This is a genomic window from Neobacillus sp. 114, from assembly GCF_030127045.1.
Classification (GTDB): Bacteria; Bacillota; Bacilli; order Bacillales; family Cytobacillaceae; genus Neobacillus; species Neobacillus rhizophilus.
This window is the reverse complement of the sequence record NZ_CP126144.1, coordinates 3,280,527-3,298,655: the sequence shown is the minus strand read 5'-3', so window position 1 is coordinate 3,298,655 and position 18,129 is coordinate 3,280,527. Positions and strand designations below refer to the sequence as shown.

Sequence of the window (18,129 nt, the reverse complement as noted above, 5' to 3'; positions counted from 1 at the left end):
CATTATTAAGTAAGGCGCACTCGTTTTTACTATACTTCTTCTGCATTATCTAGTTTTGAGGGAATGAAACCTATAATTCAATAGGTCCGGTAGTAATGGCGAGAAGGTCACACCCGTTCCCATCCCGAACACGGAAGTTAAGCTTCTCAGCGCCGATGGTAGTTGGGGCGAAAGCCCCTGTGAGAGTAGGACGCCGCCGGGCTAAGACAGAAATTTTACTTTCTGTCTTTTTTCTTCCCCTAAAATGAATTTGGAAGAAATTGTTCGTTGATATAAAAGTATAGATGTGCGAAAATATTCACTGTCGCTTCTTTCATATTATGGAGAGCTGTCCGAGTGGCCGAAGGAGCACGATTGGAAATCGTGTATACGTTAACCGCGTATCAAGGGTTCAAATCCCTTGCTCTCCGCCATAATAAAATTTTTAAAATGGCCCCTTGGTCAAGCGGTTAAGACACCGCCCTTTCACGGCGGTAACACGGGTTCGAATCCCGTAGGGGTCACCAAAAATGGAGGATTAGCTCAGCTGGGAGAGCATCTGCCTTACAAGCAGAGGGTCGGCGGTTCGATCCCGTCATCCTCCACCATAAATGCCGGCTTAGCTCAATTGGTAGAGCAACTGACTTGTAATCAGTAGGTTGAGGGTTCAAGTCCTTTAGCCGGCACCACTTCAAATAATTACTTCTTTTGCGGGTGTGGCGGAATTGGCAGACGCACCAGACTTAGGATCTGGCGCCTTCGGGCGTGGGGGTTCGACTCCCTTCACCCGCACCATTTATTTGCGGAAGTAGTTCAGTGGTAGAACATCACCTTGCCAAGGTGGGGGTCGCGGGTTCGAATCCCGTCTTCCGCTCCAATTTTTCAATAAAACTAATAATGCGCCCGTAGCTCAATTGGATAGAGCGTCTGACTACGGATCAGAAGGTTATGGGTTCGACTCCTGTCGGGCGCGCCATCAAATTTCATTCACCGGGAAGTAGCTCAGCTTGGTAGAGCACTTGGTTTGGGACCAAGGGGTCGCAGGTTCGAATCCTGTCTTCCCGACCATTTTTTCAAAAAAATTATGGGGCCTTAGCTCAGCTGGGAGAGCGCTTGCATGGCATGCAAGAGGTCAGCGGTTCGATCCCGCTAGGCTCCACCATAGAAATCATATATTTGGCGGTGTAGCTCAGCTGGCTAGAGCGTACGGTTCATACCCGTAAGGTCGGGGGTTCGATCCCCTCCGCCGCTACCAATTATTCGGAGGAATACCCAAGTCCGGCTGAAGGGATCGGTCTTGAAAACCGACAGGCGGGTTAAACCGCGCGGGGGTTCGAATCCCTCTTCCTCCGCCATAAGACTGTTATTTATTTTAGAGTGTATCAATTGATCTCTTTCTTGAATATACTTTTGAAGATTAATACAGTCAGGCGTTAGCTTTTAGCATGGCGTAAACTTAATACTTTCTTATTATCGCGGGGTGGAGCAGTTCGGTAGCTCGTCGGGCTCATAACCCGAAGGTCGCAGGTTCAAATCCTGCCCCCGCAATTCGGTCTGGTAGTTCAGTTGGTTAGAATGCCTGCCTGTCACGCAGGAGGTCGCGGGTTCGAGTCCCGTCCAGACCGCCACCAATTAAATTTTTTATAAAAATCAATATGGCGGTTGTGGCGAAGTGGTTAACGCATCGGATTGTGGTTCCGACATTCGTGGGTTCGATTCCCATCAGCCGCCCCATCTAATGCGGGTGTAGTTTAGTGGTAAAACCACAGCCTTCCAAGCTGTTGTTGTGGGTTCGATTCCCATCACCCGCTCCATTATTGGGCTATAGCCAAGCGGTAAGGCAACGGACTTTGACTCCGTCATTCGTAGGTTCAAATCCTGCTAGCCCAGCCAATATGCGGAAGTAGTTCAGTGGTAGAACACCACCTTGCCAAGGTGGGGGTCGCGGGTTCGAATCCCGTCTTCCGCTCCAAACAATATGGCGGCATAGCCAAGTGGTAAGGCACAGGTCTGCAACACCTTTACCACCGGTTCGAATCCGGTTGTCGCCTCCATATCATGCCGGTGTGGCGGAATTGGCAGACGCGCACGACTCAAAATCGTGTTCCGCAAGGAGTGTCGGTTCGACCCCGACCACCGGTATTATACTTAAATAAAATATGTCCGGTAGCAATGGCGAGAAGGTCACACCCGTTCCCATCCTGAACACGGAAGTTAAGCTTCTCAGCGCCGATGGTAGTTGGGGCAAAAGCCCCTGTGAGAGTAGGACGCCGCCGGGCAAACAAAAAGACAACTGAAATGGTTGTCTTTTTTTGTGAAGTAAAGCTTAAAGGTTGAAATTTTGATGCAGTAATATCGTCGAAGATCACTTAGAAATACTCTCTACCAAGGTTTCCTAAAAAGTCTGAAGTACTTGATGTGCAGTCTTCGGACAAAATCGAGTGAAAAAGAGGTGGAAGCGTCCGAACCTGTGTAACCTTCGGACAAAATCGCTTTAAAAAGGGGTGGAAGCGTCCGAACCTGTGTACCCTTCGGACAAAATCGTTTTAAAAAGAAGTGGAAGTGTCCGAACTTGACAACCTTCGGACAAAATTGTCTGAAAAAAGTCCGGAAGTGTCCGAATCTGGGGCACCTTCGGACAAATTCGCTTAAAAAAGAATCGGAAGCGTCCGAACCTTCTTAGTCTTGAGCCGTTTCCGCCCATCATTTGAGGCAAAAGAACCGTCCCCATGCATCAATAAATATTTTATTCTGAAAATTCATTGAACTTTTTTGTTAAAAGTGTTTTAATAAAAGTAATCTAAACTTATCAGATATGTGATATCTGAAAGGAAGGGGGGAGATGTTTGCAAATTCAAAAGATCTCGACTAAGAAAGTGTCCGATTCTGTTGCTGAGCAAATCGAGGAGATGATTAGATCCGGTACGTTTCAGGTGGGAGAAAAACTTCCTTCTGTCAGGGAACTATGTGAAATGTTTGGTGTTGGCCGTTCTGCAGTCCGTGATGCTATTACGACATTAAAAGGAAAAGGTATAGTCGATGTAAAGCAGGGAGAAGGAACCTATATTTTGGAATTTGACTCAACGAGACTCTTCAACAATCATTTGCTGCTTACCCAACCAAGAGATATCAGTGAACTTTATCAAGTTAGAAAGATTTTAGAACCAGGGATTGCTGAGCTTGCCGCTATACATAGAAAAGAAGCAGATCTGCAGTTAATGGCAGATATTTTCGCTAATCCAACTATGAATGGATGGGATTCGGATTATCTGTTACATACAGCCATCGCCAAAGCGGCAGGAAATGAAATTATTATTCAACTTTTAGAATTTATCTCAACAACGATGAAGAACGCCATGATTGATTTTCACCACTATATTAAGAAAAACCCAACCACTGCTCAGATGATGGAAATACAACATTTTAAAATCTATGAATCCATTAAGCTTGGAAAACCTGAAAATGCGAAACAGATGATGATGGAACACTTGGATTACGTCGAGAAAGAGCTTTTGAACAGTCTTGCCTTACAATAAGCTAAGCAGACCGACAAAGTGATTTCATTTTTTTAAGAAATAGCAGAAACTAAGTTGCTTATTACGCAACTAGGAGGTGTTGGTAGTGATTACCACAGAACTTTTAACAGAGTTACAGGCCATGTTATCACCAGAGCGAGTCATCGAAGGAGATAAAAATCATCCACTTGGAAATAGCGGCATAGTCAAGGTGTATCCGCAAACAGAAGAAGAAATAGCAAGCATTCTTAAATTTGCAAATGATAATGGTAAAACGGTAAACGTAGAAGGCAATGGCACCAAAAAAGGGTTTGGCGGTTTAACCGAATCAGCCGATATTTTACTTTCCCTATCAAACTATAAAGGTATTGTAGAACACGTCGTTGGTGATATGACGTTAACCGTTAAGGCAGGTACCAATTTTAAGGAATTGCAGGAGTATTTGACGCAGTTTAAGCAAAAAATTTCACTCGATCCTTATTGTCCAGAGTCTGCAACGATCGGGGGAATTATCGCCGCGAATGATAGCGGACCCAAGCGGCTCGGTTATGGCTCTTCACGAGACGTTGTAATTGGGCTAAGGATCGTTTACCCGGATGGTAAAGTGATTCGTTCAGGTGGAAGAGTGGTCAAAAACGTCGCTGGTTATGATATGAACAAATTGTTTATCGGTTCGATGGGTACGTTGGGTGTGGTATCTGAAGTAACCGTAAAGCTTCGGCCGCTCCCTAAATATGAAAGTTTGAATTTAGTATTATTCCCACAAGGAAATATGGATGAAATCAAGGCGTTTGCCACCAAGCTTCTGGATTCTACGATGGAACCTGTAACACTGGAATTGCTTAGTCCATCATTGTCGGAAAGATTGATCGGTCAACGCTGTTACACAATCGCGGTTGGTCTGGAGGATGTTGAAACATCGGTACGCTATCAAGAGAACTTTATCCAAAGCATTCAGCCAGCCCTTTCAGAATTGAAAGTTCTTTCTCAACAAGAAGCACAGTCTTTTTGGAATCAATTTTACTCTCTTTCACCAAACTCCTCCACAGATTCAACACAGGCTTCTTTGAAAATTGGTGTGGTTAACATGGATGTAACGCACGTAATAAAAGCAAGTCATCTCCTTAGTGATTCTCACAACTTAGAGGTAGAAGCCAATGGCGGATTGGGCCACGGCTTATGCCAAATTAACCTTAGCGGTTCAAAGGACGATATCCTTTCAGCCATTCAGCAAACCAGAGAATTGTCCACAAAACTTGGCGGGTACACCGTCATTAATCATTTGCCTTTTGCCTTAAGACAGGAAGTAGACACCTGGGGTAAAAAGCCATCACATTTCTTCCTATTAGAAGGGATCAAATCCAAGGTTGACCCGAATAGAGTTCTCAATCCTAAACGATTTGTGGGAGGGATTTAATGATGAGTCTTTTAGAAGCGGAGTTAAAGAAAGACCCAGCATGCACTACTAGCTTAAGTAATTATCTGGCGAAGGATCACCCAGATGAAAGCAAATGGGCAGATTGTGTACATTGTGGTATGTGTTTAGAATCATGCCCGACTTATGAAATTACTGGTCAGGAGCAGCATTCCCCACGCGGCCGCGTCCATTTGATTAAATCGGTGGCGGAAGGGCGGCTCTCTCTGAATGAACAGTTTATGGATCCTGTTTTCGCTTGTCTTGACTGCCGTGCTTGTACGACTGCCTGTCCAGCGGATGTGGAAGTCGGCGGGCTGATTGAAGAAGCGCGCGGTCAGATTCGCCAAGCAATGCCGTTAACAGGCGTAAAAGGTGCGGTAAGCAAGGTGTTCCTACAGGGGTTATTTCCGTATCAAAATCGTCTCAATAAACTCGGAAGCCTGCTGCGATTCTATCAAAAGAGCGGCATGCAAAAGGTCGTACGAAAGTCAAAGCTGATTAATATTATGCCGCAGCATCTCGTCGATATGGAAGCCATCATGCCCGAAGTGAAAGAGCCGGTCCGAAAAAAATACAAAGATGTCAACGTCATTAAGTCCAAAGGGGAAACAAAGCGTGAGGTGGCATTCTTAACAGGGTGCGTAATGGATGTCATGTTCAGTGATATTAATGAAGCGTCGATTAACGTATTAACTCGTAACGGTAATGACGTAACGATCCCAAAGAACCAAACCTGTTGTGGAGCACTGCATGTCCATGCGGGGGACCGTGACATGGGAAGAAAACTGGCAAAACAAAACATCGAGGCATTTAAGGATTCTGATAAGGTGATTGTCAATGCAGCAGGCTGTGGCTGTGCCTTAAAGGAATATCCTGAGTTATTCCGGGATGATCCAGAATGGCATGAAAAGGCGGAAGAGTTTTCGGCGAAGGTAGAGGACATTTCGAAACACCTTTATGATACAGGTTACGAAATACCAAAAGCGGAATTAAAAACCCGAATTACCTATCATGATGCCTGTCATTTGGCGCATGGCCAGGGTATCCGTCAGGAGCCGCGCGATCTATTGCTCAACATTCCTGGAGTGGAAATGGTTCATATGCCAAATTCGGACCGCTGCTGCGGCAGTGCGGGAATCTACAATATTACGAATCCGGAAATGGCATCAGCTGTCCTTGATAACAAAATGCAAAATGTTCCGGAAGATGTCGAAATGATTTCGATGGGGAACCCTGGATGTATGCTGCAAATGGCAATGGGCGTACAAAAGCATGGACGAACACAAAAAATCGTCCACACGGTGCAGCTGCTGGATTGGGCTTATCAAAAAGAAGACGGAAAGGGGGAACGATAATGGCGGTAAAGGGAATCAAAACAACCGATCGGCATATTTTAAATCTTGCAAACATCGTCGGAGATGCCCGGTTGATTATTTACCATAAGGAAGATCTTATCGCTTATGACTGTGATGGCTTCACCTTGCACAGACATTTGCCCAAAGCCGTTGTTTTCCCGAATAACACCGAGGATGTAGCAGCCCTTGTTAAATATTGTTCCGATCATCAGCTGCCATTCCTCGCCCGCGGAGCAGGAACAGGACTAAGCGGCGGGGCCATCCCTTTAAATGGTGAGGTCATTATTAGCTTGGTTAAAATGAAAAAACTGTTAAGTGTTGACTTCGAGAACAGACGTGCTGTGGTTCAGCCCGGCTTCGTCAATTTAAAGCTGACGAACTCCATTTCCGATAAGGGCTATTACTACGCACCAGATCCATCCAGCCAATATTGCTGTACGATCGGCGGCAATGTCGCGGAAAATGCTGGAGGTGCGCACTGTTTAAAATATGGCGTGACAACCAACCATATCCTTGGGCTTGAGGTTGTTCTGCCAAATGGCGAGATTATTGAAATTGGAGCAAACGGCATCCCTGATGAACCAGGCTATGATTTACTAGGCCTGCTAACAGGTTCTGAAGGAACATTGGGAATCGTGACGAAAATAACGGTACGCATTCTGAAAAACCCAGAATCAAAGAAAACAGTACTTGCTTATTTTGATAAAGTGGAAGACGGCTCTCAGGCTGTTTCTGATATTGTTTCAGCAGGGATTGTTCCGGCTGCACTGGAAATGATGGACAAAACGGCAATTGAAGGGGTGGAGGCAGCCGCATTCCCAGTCGGGCACCCAAAGGATATCGAAGCTGTGCTGCTTATTGAAGTGGATGGCATTGAAGCTGGTTTGGATGAGCAAATCAACCAAATTCTCGATGTCTGCAAAAAAAGGAACGTACGAGAGGTCAGAGCAGCCAAGGATGAGGCGGAACGCGGCAGATGGTGGGCGAACCGGAAAACGGGATTCGGCGCAATGGGGGCGATCTCTCCTGATTATTTAGTACAGGATGGCGTTATTCCTCGCAGCAAACTGCCGGAAGTTCTAAATAAAATTAACAAAATTAGTGAAGAATCCGGACTCCGGATCGCAAATATTTTTCATGCGGGAGATGGAAACCTGCACCCATTAGTTCTTTTTGATGCGAGAATACCTGGACAAAGTGAAAAAGCATTGGAAGCGGGCAGCGCCTGTCTGCAGGCTTGTGCGGATGTTGGCGGCACCATCACTGGTGAGCATGGCGTCGGTATTGAGAAAAGAGAAGAAATGCGCTTCGTTTTCACAGATGAAGAAATAATCGCCCAAACGGATATTCGCGAGGTTTTCAATCCTGATAATCTATTAAATGCCGGCAAACTATTCCCGATGCCGGGACGATGCGTAGAAATTAAGAGAGATCTAAAAGAAAAGGAAACTGCTATTACATCTTAATTTTAACAAAGGAGGATATTACCCCAATGACAAACTATGTAAAAAAAGGAAATCTTCAAGTAGCCCAGGAACTCTATGAATTTATTAACTCGGAGGCTCTTCCGGGAAGCGGATTGGATGCCGATCAGTTTTGGTCTGGCTTTGAAGCGATCATCAGCGACTTAACGCCTAAAAACAAGGAGCTTTTGGCGGTTCGTGATGACATTCAAAACAAACTGAACACATGGTATCGCGAAAACAATGGAAACTTTGACTTCGAAGCGTATAAGTCATTTTTAACAGAAATTGGCTATCTTGAACCGGAAGTAGAAGATTTTGAGATTACCACTGAAAATGTGGACGACGAAATCGCTGTTCAAGCCGGACCACAGTTAGTTGTTCCAGTCAATAATGCCCGCTATGCCATTAATGCGGCCAACGCCCGTTGGGGAAGCCTTTATGATGCACTTTATGGAACGGATGCAATCAGCGAAGAAGCTGGTGCCAGCCGTGAGGGAGGTTATAATCCTGTACGCGGTGCAAAGGTAATCGAATATGCAAGGAATTTTCTTGACCAAGCGGCTTCATTACAAGGAGCATCGCATAAGGACGCGGTTTCCTATACCGTAGCAGATGGCAAACTACAGGTTGCATTAAATAATGGAACAACGACGTGGTTACAAGATGAAGCAAAGTTTGTCGGCTATCAGGGAACACAGGAATATCCATCCGCCATTCTTTTAAAAAATAATGGACTTCATTTTGAAATCCAAATCGACCGAAATCATCCGATAGGCAGTACGGATGCGGCTGGCGTGAAGGATGTGATCCTTGAATCGGCGATTACGACCATTATGGACTGCGAAGATTCTGTAGCTGCCGTAGATGCCGAAGACAAAGTGCTCGTCTATCGCAACTGGTTAGGCCTTATGAAAGGAACCCTTTCAGCTACATTTGAAAAGGGCAATAAAACGATGACACGGACACTCAATCCGGACCGGAACTATCTATCACCAGAAGGAAAGGAAATCACTTTAAATGGACGTTCCTTGCTATTTGTCCGCAATGTCGGACATTTAATGACTAATAGTGCCATTCTTGACGCAAATGATGAGGAAATTCAGGAAGGTATTTTGGATGCCGTTCTGACTAGCCTAATTGCCAAACATACACTCTTAGGCAATGGTCCATTCCAAAACACGGAGAAGGGTTCAGTCTACATTGTAAAGCCAAAAATGCATGGTTCAGAAGAGGTTGCTTTTGCCAATCAGCTATTTGACCGCGTGGAAGATTTGCTTGGACTTGAGCGCAATACTTTAAAAATCGGTGTTATGGATGAAGAACGCAGAACCACTTTGAACTTGAAGGCATGCATCAAACAGGTAAAAGACCGGATTGTGTTTATTAACACCGGGTTCCTTGACAGAACAGGCGATGAAATTCATTCTTCCATGGAAGCTGGTCCAATGGTTCGTAAAAATGATATGAAATCATCCAAATGGCTTCAGGGCTATGAACAATCCAATGTGATTGCCGGACTTTCAAGCGGATTCATGGGCCGTGCACAGGTCGGCAAAGGCATGTGGGCTATGCCGGATTTAATGGCAGAAATGCTAAAGCAAAAAATCGGTCATGTAAAAACGGGAGCCACTACAGCTTGGGTGCCATCTCCAACTGCTGCGACATTGCATGCACTGCATTACCATGAAGTAGATGTAAAAGAAGTACAGAATGAAATGCTTCATCAAACTGGAGACTTCCAAGATGATATCTTACAAGTTCCTGTAGCAAAGAACCCATCCTGGACTCCTGAAGAAATCCAGGCAGAGCTTGACAACAACTGCCAAACCCTTTTAGGTTATGTTGTCCGCTGGGTAGATCAGGGGGTTGGCTGTTCAAAAGTACTGGATATCAATGACGTGGGGTTAATGGAAGACCGAGCTACATTGCGAATTTCCAGCCAGCATTTGGCAAACTGGCTTCACCATGGTATTTGTACGAAAGAGCAAATTCTTGAAACATTGCAGCGCATGGCCAAGGTTGTTGATAAGCAAAATGCAGGAGATCAGATGTATCACAACATGGCTCCGAACTATGACGACTCCGTTGCCTTCCAGGCTGCTTGCGACTTGATTTTTGAAGGCTATGACCAGCCAAATGGCTATACCGAGCCAATCCTGCATCGCAGACGGATTGAAGCAAAGGCTAAGTTCGTAGTGAAACAATAATCGTTTTTAATAGAGTGGGTTCCAAGGCATTCTTGTTATGGGAATGCCTTGGAAAAACATTTAATTAAGTAATAACCGTTGACATGAGAATTCATCCAAGCCTATGACCACCAGTTTCAACATTACTCATATTTTTGAAAAATTAAATGGAGGTTAAGAGGCTATGCAAAACCTAAGGGAGACTTCGCTGGAACTTCACAAGCAGTCAAAGGGGAAAATAAATATCAATGTTAAGGTTCCGGTGGAAAATGCATATGATTTAAGTTTGGCTTATTCACCGGGGGTGGCAGAGCCTTGTAAAGAGATCTATCTGAACCCTGAAAAAATCTATGACTATACGATTAAAGGAAATCTTGTCGCGGTCGTATCCGATGGATCAGCCGTATTAGGCCTCGGGAATATTGGTCCAGCTGCCGCGATGCCCGTTATGGAAGGAAAAGCCGCATTATTTAAGGCTTTTGCTGATGTTGATGCATTTCCAATCTGCTTGAACACAAATGATGTGGAGCAAATTATTCAAACCGTAAAATTAATGGAACCAACATTTGGCGGCATCAATTTGGAGGACATTGCAGCACCAAATTGTTTCATTATAGAAGAAAGACTTAAAAAAGAAATGAACATCCCTGTCTTCCATGATGATCAGCATGGAACGGCAATTGTCACGGCAGCTGGATTAATTAACGCTTTAAAGCTAGTTGGCAAACGTCTTGAAGAGACAAGAGTAGTAGTCAATGGCGCAGGTGCGGCGGGAATTGCGATTACAAAATTGCTTTTGAGAATGGGAGTATGTGACATCATTTTGTGTGACACAAAAGGCGCTATCTATGAGGGACGCCTAACAGGAATGAATTCGATGAAAGACTCGATTGCTATGCTGACAAATAAGAGCCATATTCAAGGAGATTTAAAAGAAGTGATTAAGGGGGTAGATGTGTTCATCGGTGTATCTGCCGCCGGAGCAGTCACACAAGAGATGGTCATGTCTATGAATGAGGATGCGATTATTTTTGCAATGGCAAACCCAATCCCTGAAATCATGCCGGAAGAGGCAATGGAAGCTGGAGCAGCAGTGGTAGGGACAGGACGCTCCGATTTACCGAATCAGGTGAACAATGTTCTCGCATTCCCTGGTATTTTTAAAGGGGCGCTGAAGGTCCATGCTTCTGAAATAAATGAAGAAATGAAGCTGGCTGCAGTTTATGCCATTGCCAATTTAATCACGGAGGAAGAACTTTCCCGTGAATATGTGATTCCACATCCTTTTGACAAAAGAGTTACAGAAGTAGTAACCGCTGCAGTTGCGGAGACTGCCATTAAAACAGGAGTCGCACGAAAGAAAATGGAGCAAGAAAAAACTTTTTGAGAGGAAGTATCAAAATGAAATTTACTAGATTTACACAAGGTTCAACTGTTTATACAGGTGTGATAAAAGATAGCACCATCCAGGAAATTAAAGGTGATATGTTTGAAGAATGGGAGTTTACAGGGAACAGTTTCTCTGTAGCTGACGTAAAATTGCTGGCGCCATTTGAACCAAACCACATCATAGGAATTGGCGCAAACTATGTTTCTAAGCTTGAGGACCTGCCGTCCGAGCTTCCGGAAATTCCAGTTTTCTTTTTTAAACCAACCTCATCCGTTATTGGTCCGGAAGAGGAAATCATCATTCCAGAGGGAATTGAAAAGGTAAAGTTCGAATCTGAGTTAGCCATTGTCATTGGTAAAGAAGCTAAAAACGTTCCTGAATCAGAGGTGTTGGATTATGTATTCGGCTATACGGTTGGAAACGACGTAACAGCCCCTCAATTTTTCCATCAGGACGGGCATTGGACAATCGGTAAGTCCTTTGATACCTTCACACCGCTAGGGCCAGTGATCGAAACTGAACTAGATCCATTTTCTGTGAAGGTCGAAGCAAAACTTAATGGTGTGGAGAAACAAAATAGTGCTACCGAATTAATGATTATTCCGATCCGGAAAATGGTATCTTATTTGACAAAAGTGATGACTCTTAAGCCGGGAGATGTCATCTTGACAGGCAGTCCGGTTGGAGCTGAGTTGGTTGGTGCCGGAGATACAATTGAATGTGAAATTAAAGAAATTGGGACATTGCGTAACACTTTTTTATTGGCAAAGGAGTCCGTTAAATCTAATTAAATCCCTAGCAACGGCCGGTAAAAAATTGTTGCTTTAATGTAACCTATTAGGGACAGTATTTTGAGGTGAGCGATTATGGATAGAGAAAATATGGTCAAATCTGTAAGCAGGGCGTTGGAGATTATTCATTTGGTGAGTTTAAAAAAGGGTGGATTAGGTGTGACAGAGATTGCTAAACAAATAGATATCAACAAAAGCTCTGTTTACCGCATCCTATCAACATTTGTCCAGTATGGTTATATCGAGCAAGATGACGTTACCGGCCGCTATAAACTGGGTTATAAATTCTTGGATATCAGTTCAAAGCTGCTTGAATCCATTGATCTAAGGGCTGAGGCAAAGCCATTCTTAAAACAATTGGAAAGTGAAACCAATGAAGTCATCCATCTTGTTGTTTATGATCAAGGAGAAGTAGTTTATATCGAAAAATTAGAAGGAACTGAAACGTTACGAATGCATTCCAAGGTAGGAAAAAGGGCTCCCATGCATTGTACATCCGTTGGCAAAGCAATCCTTGCTTTTCAGCCTACTGATGTTGTTCTGGAAATTCTTGAGCGAAGAGGCATGCCGATGTACACAGATAAAACCATTACCAATAAAGAAGAGTTTTTACGGGAATTGGCAAACGTAAAACGGAAGGGTTATGCACTTGATTTAGAAGAAAATGAATATGGAATCACATGCATTGCTGTACCGATCTTTGACTATTCGGGCAAAGTTATTGCGGCAGCCAGCCTCTCTGGACCAACGATGCGAATGACTGATGAACGGTTAAAACTGCTTAAAGCCCGAATGCTGCAAATAGCAAAACAAATATCAACACGACTGGGTTTTGAAAATAGAGTTAGCTAAGAATATTTGACTAGTATAAATGATATACTGGTCAAATATATTTTTGGAGTTTTTTAATTATAATTTTCTAAAAATTGTTGTAATTCAGATAAAAATACGTATAATAAAAGAGTGAATGAAACATGTTATATAACAATTGAATTATTGTTGTATAACATGTTTCGTCCTTAGCAACAAATTTAAGTGTTGTTTCGTATTAAGAAACGAAGAGGGGTGAAAGTTTTAATAGTAAAAAATTTAAAGTGTGTTCTTGCAGCCGTTTCGCAGTCACTTACATATTAATCAGTCATCATAGAAATCTATTGATTTGTTCCATCAGAACTATTCATTTCTAGGTCTGAAAAGGGAATAAGACCGATACATGAAAATTTTTTATTTTTTATGATGGGGGATTACTATGACATTTACACAAAATTTTACAGCGGTGGGAGATAGTCTCGCCTTATCCGCTTTGGTAGCTCTTATACCAATTTTATATTTTTTCTGGGCTTTAGCCATAAAACGCATGAAGGGCTATTTAGCCGGGTTAACAACACTACTAATTGCTTTAATACTTGCAGTAGTTGCATTTAAAATGCCTGCTGGTATGGCCGTCATGTCTGCCACACAGGGTGCCGTATATGGAATATTGCCTATAGGCTGGATCATTATCACATCTGTATTCCTCTACAAATTAACCGTCAAGACTGGCCAATTCGATATTATCCGCCATTCGGTCGTTTCACTCACCGAGGACAGACGTCTTCAAGCACTTTTGGTAGCGTTCTCATTTGGAGCATTCCTTGAAGGAGCTGCAGGCTTTGGCGCTCCGGTTGCTATCTCGGCAGCGCTTCTTGTGGGTCTTGGATTTAATCCTCTTTACGCTGCTGGCCTGTGTTTAATTGCCAATACAGCGCCTGTTGCCTTTGGTGCTATTGGTACTCCTATCATTGCCGTTGAGGGACCAACTGGAATATCAGCATTGGAAATTTCCAAAATGGTTGGACGTCAGTTGCCGTTCCTATCATTATTCGTTCCGTTTTATTTAGTTGTTATTATGGCAGGGTTTAAGAAAGCATTGGAAATCTTACCAGCCATTTTCATCACCGGGTTCACTTTTGCAGTAACTCAATACTTAAGCTCCAACTTCCTTGGTCCAGAACTTCCCGATATTTTATCTGCATTAGTGTCATTGTTTGCCCTAGCAATCTTCTTAAAATTTTGGAAACCAAAAACTATTTTCCGCTTTTCATCTGAGCAAGAACTGGCTGCATCTGTTGCTGCCAAAGCATCTAATAGTCAGCAAGTAAAATACTCAGGGGGGCAAATTTTTAAAGCTTGGTCACCATTCCTTGTATTGACTGCATTTATTACGATTTGGGGAATTCCAACAGTCAAATTGGCTTTGACAGGTCATTATGAAGGAACAAACGCTATTTTGAAAGCGGTAAATGCTCTTGGACATGCGTTAACACTTATGCCTGAAGTTCCATTATTAAACAACCAAGTCATTAATTCTGCCGGTACTCCTGTTGCTGCCATTTATAAGCTGGAAATCTTGGGTGCAGCTGGTACATCAGTCATTATTGCGGCCATTGTCACCAAGTTTATCGTTAAAATTTCTTGGAAAGAATGGGTTGCAACCTTTGGGGAAACTCTAAATGAACTAAAGTTCCCTATCATTACAATCGCGTCAGTTGTAGGGTATGCCTATGTTACTAACTCATCAGGGATGAGTACGACATTAGGAATGACGCTCGCAAAAACAGGGTCCCTATTTGCCTTTTTCTCTCCAGTCCTTGGATGGTTAGGCGTGTTTATCACTGGGTCAGATACATCATCGAACCTTTTGTTCGGTGCGATGCAAAAGGTGACAGCGCTAAACCTTGGTATGGATCCGGTATTAGCAGTCGCTGCAAACTCTTCGGGTGGGGTTACCGGAAAAATGATTTCACCACAATCGATTGCTGTAGCGTGTGCAGCTGTAGGCCTGGCAGGAAAAGAGGCCGACTTGTTCCGCTTTACAGTTAAGCACAGTATTGTTTTGGTCTTAATTGTCTGTATTATGACATTCCTGCAAAATAGCAGTGTATTAGGTTGGATGGTTCCATAAAAATAGAATCCAATCCGTTCGGTTAAGGTCAGCCAAATTTTAGGCTGGCCTTTTTGTGATACCTGGTGAAAATATATTGTCTTGGGTGGTGTGTTTTTCCTTTTCTTTGAAAAAGAAAAAAGGATTGGATAACTTAATATTGATAGGATTTGAACCTAATTATTGGAAGATCTGTGGTTGGCTTTTATCGACAAGTTTCTAAACAGAATGCCGTCTCTATTTGTCATAAAAATTATTTTTCGAGCTTTGTCGAAAAAATAAATTTTCTTAAAAAATTTTTGTTAAAATAATTTAGATAAGTCTGACTTTTATTCTAGTTAGTTTCAATAAGTTAATTGTAAACTAGAGAATATAAATGAAATGGCTTTCAGCATTAATCAACACTTAGCAGAGCGGTGAAAAAATAATTATGAAATTAAAAACAAAATTGTATTTAGGGTTTGGCTTACTGATTTTCCTGTTTATTGTTTTTCAATTGTTCTTAATGATGCTGATGAATCAGTTGAATACGAATATGAAGAATGCCGTTGACAACTACGAAATGGCTAAGACAGCTTACAAGATACAAGATTCCCTTAATTGGTATCGCAGTGATTCCAAGGGCATATTGGCGAATCCGCCGGCTGACCTGTTAAAAGAGTTTCAAGACCATAAGGAACAAAGTTACTTGGAAGCCAATCAAGCAATTGAGACTCTCCGTAAGCTCGACAAACGCGAAAAATCTCAGAAAGTCATCGCAGAGTTACAATCATTAAGTATTCAGCTGCGCGCCATTGAGGCCAAGACCAATAAGTTAATGGAACAAAACAAGGATGAAGAAGCAAGGAACCTATTCTGGTATGATACGTGGGATGTCATTGATAAAATGACAAGTGATGCCACTTATTTACAGACCCTTCAGGAGGATGGAGTCCAAAGTGAATTTGAGCTGTCGAACGATACCACCTCCATCGCCTACAAATTCATTTTTGGCTATGCTGTTGCCGTTCTCATCATGGGCGGAGCAATCACATTCTTTATCTTAAGGAGTATGTCTAAAAATTTAAATGATGTCATGTCTGTTTTCACAAACGCCGCTTTTGGAAAGGGGGACCATCTGCCGCGGATCAGGGTGAAAACGAAGGATGAAATTGGACAAATCTCAATCGCTTATAATGAAATGGCCCAGGTGCTTGAGAAACATCATAAACAAGAAATAGAATTAAAAAATGCTGCTGAGGAACAAAGCTGGTTAAATACGAAGATTGCGGAAATTGCCACGATGTACCCTGGCATTAACAACCTCAAAGAATTAGCTCAGCTGTTTATTACTAGGTTGGCGCCTATTGTCGGGGCAAGCTGCGGGCTTATTTATTTGAAGGAAGACAACGTATTTCGAAGGTATGGATCATATGCCGGACAGGAGGAGCCTGTTGGGCGGGAAAGTTTCTCTGTGGGCGAAGGGCTAGTCGGTCAATGTGCGCTTGATAAGCGGCCAATATCACTTGAAGACATACCTGAGGATTATATCAAAATTTCATCCGGCACTGGCGGAGCGCCCCCAAACAGCATCCTTGTCATCCCTGCTGAATACCAGGGAGAAGTGCTGGCTGTCATTGAACTCGCTTCATTTAAACCATTCACTCGGCTTGAACAGGTACTCCTTGAGGAAGTCGTCAGCCATCTTGGCATCAACATTAAGAGTATCCAAAGGCATATTCGGGTGGAAGAATTGCTCCAGGAATCACAAACCATGACCGAAGAGCTGCAAAGTCAGTCCGAAGAACTGCAATTGCAGCAGGAAGAATTACGGACCGTCAATGAACAGCTTGAGGAGCAGTTCAAAAGCTCGGAGCAAAAAACGCATGAACTTGAAAAAATTAAAAATATGCTCGAGGAGAAGGCTCAGCAATTAATGATGAGTTCCCAATATAAATCCGAATTTCTTGCCAATATGTCACACGAGCTGCGAACACCGTTGAACAGCTTGTTAATTCTTGCCAAAATGCTTTCAGAAAACAGCGGTCAAAACCTAACGCCAAAGCAGGTTGAATATGCAAAAACAATTCTCTCTTCTGGTCATGACCTGTTGCGGTTAATAAATGATATCCTTGACATCTCTAAAATTGAGGCAGGGAAGATGGAGATCTTCCTTGAGAAAACGGAGATTCAAGAAATAAAGGCATCACTCAAGTCACAATTTTTCCCGCTGGCACGGCAAAAGGGACTCGACTTTTCCATTCAGCTTGACCCTTTTTTGCCGGATCTAATACAAACCGATCCACAGCGGCTTCAGCAAATTCTTATCAATTTGTTGTCAAATGCCTTTAAATTTACGGAGAAGGGCAGGATTTTGCTGCAGATTGAGAAAGCGCAGCAAACTGTTTTTTCAGAGGAAAAGGGAAATAATCTAGTCGAAACCATGATTGCTTTTTCGGTGAGTGATACAGGGATTGGCATTTCACAAGAGAATCAGAAGTTAATTTTTGATGCCTTTCAACAAGCCGATGGGACGACAAGCCGCAAATATGGCGGCACTGGCCTGGGGCTTACAATCAGCCGTGAATTGGCTCAGCTTTTAGGTGGCTATCTGACAGTTGAAAGCACTGTCGGCCAAGGCAGTAGGTTTACATTATATATCCCTAGTTTACAAATTGTACAAGCTAGGCTTGAGGCAGCTGTCACAGTTGAAGAACCACAGCCGGACATTGACGAAAGAGAGTCTCTTGAAGGGATGAAAATCCTGATTGTCGACGATGATATGCGCAATATTTTTGCTTTAACCTCAGCGCTTGAAAGCTATTTTGTTGAGGTGGTGTTTGCGGAAAATGGCAGGGAAGGCATCGAAATCCTGCAAAAAAATCCGGATGTTGACTTGGTGCTGATGGACATTATGATGCCGGAAATGGATGGGTTTGAAGCGATTCGCGCAATCCGCCAGGTGCCTGAATACATGAATCTCCCTATCATTGCACTGACCGCAAAGGCAATGAAAAGTGATCGAAAAAAATGCATTGAAGCTGGGGCTTCTGATTATATCAGCAAACCAGTTCATATGGAGCAGCTTATTTCCATTATGCGAGTTTGGTTATACAGATAAGGAAGGT

At 43.1% G+C, this 18,129-nt stretch carries 10 protein-coding genes, 19 tRNA genes and 2 rRNA genes; all 31 read left to right on the top strand.

Features of this window, described 5'->3' with window-relative positions:
* The first annotated feature begins 85 nt into the window (after positions 1-85).
* The 31 genes from rrf (QNN06_RS16130) (at position 86) to QNN06_RS15980 (ending at position 18,122) form a co-directional block, all read left to right on the top strand.
* Positions 86-202, top strand: a 5S ribosomal RNA gene (gene rrf / locus QNN06_RS16130).
* Between the two features lie 120 nt (positions 203-322).
* A tRNA-Ser gene (locus QNN06_RS16125) sits at positions 323-413 on the top strand.
* A gap of 18 nt (positions 414-431) precedes the next feature.
* A tRNA-Glu gene (locus tag QNN06_RS16120) sits at positions 432-506 on the top strand.
* 5 nt (positions 507-511) lie between these two features.
* Positions 512-587: transfer RNA gene (locus QNN06_RS16115), tRNA-Val, on the top strand.
* A gap of 5 nt (positions 588-592) precedes the next feature.
* A tRNA-Thr gene (locus QNN06_RS16110) sits at positions 593-668 on the top strand.
* 21 nt (positions 669-689) lie between these two features.
* Positions 690-774, top strand: a tRNA-Leu gene (locus tag QNN06_RS16105).
* Positions 775-781: 7 nt separating this feature from the next.
* Positions 782-856: transfer RNA gene (locus QNN06_RS16100), tRNA-Gly, on the top strand.
* A gap of 22 nt (positions 857-878) precedes the next feature.
* Positions 879-955, top strand: a tRNA-Arg gene (locus QNN06_RS16095).
* Positions 956-970: 15 nt separating this feature from the next.
* A tRNA-Pro gene (locus QNN06_RS16090) sits at positions 971-1,047 on the top strand.
* An 18-nt stretch (positions 1,048-1,065) separates the two neighbouring features.
* Positions 1,066-1,141, top strand: a tRNA-Ala gene (locus QNN06_RS16085).
* A gap of 16 nt (positions 1,142-1,157) precedes the next feature.
* Positions 1,158-1,234, top strand: a tRNA-Met gene (locus tag QNN06_RS16080).
* A gap of 7 nt (positions 1,235-1,241) precedes the next feature.
* Positions 1,242-1,334 (top strand) — tRNA-Ser (locus QNN06_RS16075).
* A 119-nt stretch (positions 1,335-1,453) separates the two neighbouring features.
* A tRNA-Met gene (locus QNN06_RS16070) sits at positions 1,454-1,527 on the top strand.
* Between the two features lie 3 nt (positions 1,528-1,530).
* Positions 1,531-1,607: transfer RNA gene (locus QNN06_RS16065), tRNA-Asp, on the top strand.
* A 30-nt stretch (positions 1,608-1,637) separates the two neighbouring features.
* Positions 1,638-1,713 (top strand) — tRNA-His (locus QNN06_RS16060).
* A gap of 6 nt (positions 1,714-1,719) precedes the next feature.
* Positions 1,720-1,793: transfer RNA gene (locus QNN06_RS16055), tRNA-Gly, on the top strand.
* A 4-nt stretch (positions 1,794-1,797) separates the two neighbouring features.
* A tRNA-Gln gene (locus tag QNN06_RS16050) sits at positions 1,798-1,872 on the top strand.
* 4 nt (positions 1,873-1,876) lie between these two features.
* A tRNA-Gly gene (locus QNN06_RS16045) sits at positions 1,877-1,951 on the top strand.
* Between the two features lie 8 nt (positions 1,952-1,959).
* A tRNA-Cys gene (locus tag QNN06_RS16040) sits at positions 1,960-2,033 on the top strand.
* A gap of 6 nt (positions 2,034-2,039) precedes the next feature.
* A tRNA-Leu gene (locus tag QNN06_RS16035) sits at positions 2,040-2,121 on the top strand.
* Between the two features lie 20 nt (positions 2,122-2,141).
* Positions 2,142-2,258, top strand: a 5S ribosomal RNA gene (rrf, locus tag QNN06_RS16030).
* 567 nt (positions 2,259-2,825) lie between these two features.
* Positions 2,826-3,515: a FadR/GntR family transcriptional regulator gene (locus QNN06_RS16025; protein WP_284035424.1), complete on the top strand. Its 690-nt coding sequence runs from the start codon at positions 2,826-2,828 to the stop codon at positions 3,513-3,515.
* Between the two features lie 85 nt (positions 3,516-3,600).
* Positions 3,601-4,911 carry an FAD-binding oxidoreductase gene (locus QNN06_RS16020; protein ID WP_213115410.1) on the top strand — a complete coding sequence of 437 codons (1,311 nt, stop codon included), beginning with the start codon at positions 3,601-3,603 and terminating at the stop codon, positions 4,909-4,911.
* 2 nt (positions 4,912-4,913) lie between these two features.
* A complete protein-coding gene (locus tag QNN06_RS16015; protein ID WP_284037934.1) occupies positions 4,914-6,266 on the top strand; it encodes a (Fe-S)-binding protein in 1,353 nt (450 codons plus the stop codon).
* Complete coding sequence (locus QNN06_RS16010) at positions 6,266-7,732, top strand: FAD-linked oxidase C-terminal domain-containing protein (RefSeq protein ID WP_284037933.1); 1,467 nt, start codon at positions 6,266-6,268, stop codon at positions 7,730-7,732. Before QNN06_RS16015 ends, QNN06_RS16010 begins: the two co-directional genes overlap by 1 nt.
* Positions 7,733-7,758: 26 nt before the next feature.
* A complete protein-coding gene (locus tag QNN06_RS16005; RefSeq protein WP_284035423.1) occupies positions 7,759-9,939 on the top strand; it encodes a malate synthase G in 2,181 nt (726 codons plus the stop codon).
* A gap of 163 nt (positions 9,940-10,102) precedes the next feature.
* Positions 10,103-11,305, top strand: a complete 1,203-nt coding sequence (gene ystJ / locus QNN06_RS16000; RefSeq protein WP_217037308.1) for an NADP-dependent malic enzyme — start codon at positions 10,103-10,105, stop codon at positions 11,303-11,305.
* 14 nt (positions 11,306-11,319) lie between these two features.
* Positions 11,320-12,099, top strand: a complete 780-nt coding sequence (locus tag QNN06_RS15995; protein ID WP_213115414.1) for a fumarylacetoacetate hydrolase family protein — start codon at positions 11,320-11,322, stop codon at positions 12,097-12,099.
* 75 nt (positions 12,100-12,174) lie between these two features.
* Positions 12,175-12,951 (top strand): IclR family transcriptional regulator, encoded by a 777-nt coding sequence (locus QNN06_RS15990; protein WP_213115415.1) that lies wholly within the window; start codon positions 12,175-12,177, stop codon positions 12,949-12,951.
* Between the two features lie 397 nt (positions 12,952-13,348).
* Complete coding sequence (locus QNN06_RS15985; protein ID WP_217037309.1) at positions 13,349-15,043, top strand: L-lactate permease; 1,695 nt, start codon at positions 13,349-13,351, stop codon at positions 15,041-15,043.
* Between the two features lie 409 nt (positions 15,044-15,452).
* Entirely contained in the window at positions 15,453-18,122 is a 2,670-nt protein-coding gene (locus QNN06_RS15980; RefSeq protein ID WP_217037310.1) for a response regulator, read from the top strand.
* The last annotated feature ends 7 nt before the right edge of the window (positions 18,123-18,129 follow it).

Coding starts and splice junctions, on each gene's coding strand:
- QNN06_RS16015 (WP_284037934.1), top strand. CDS start 4,914: ATGAGTCTTTTAGAAGCGGAGTTAAAGAAAGACCCAGCATGCACTACT.
- QNN06_RS16010 (WP_284037933.1), top strand. CDS start 6,266: ATGGCGGTAAAGGGAATCAAAACAACCGATCGGCATATTTTAAATCTT.
- QNN06_RS16005 (WP_284035423.1), top strand. CDS start 7,759: ATGACAAACTATGTAAAAAAAGGAAATCTTCAAGTAGCCCAGGAACTC.
- ystJ (WP_217037308.1), top strand. CDS start 10,103: ATGCAAAACCTAAGGGAGACTTCGCTGGAACTTCACAAGCAGTCAAAG.
- QNN06_RS15995 (WP_213115414.1), top strand. CDS start 11,320: ATGAAATTTACTAGATTTACACAAGGTTCAACTGTTTATACAGGTGTG.
- QNN06_RS15990 (WP_213115415.1), top strand. CDS start 12,175: ATGGATAGAGAAAATATGGTCAAATCTGTAAGCAGGGCGTTGGAGATT.
- QNN06_RS15985 (WP_217037309.1), top strand. CDS start 13,349: ATGACATTTACACAAAATTTTACAGCGGTGGGAGATAGTCTCGCCTTA.
- QNN06_RS15980 (WP_217037310.1), top strand. CDS start 15,453: ATGAAATTAAAAACAAAATTGTATTTAGGGTTTGGCTTACTGATTTTC.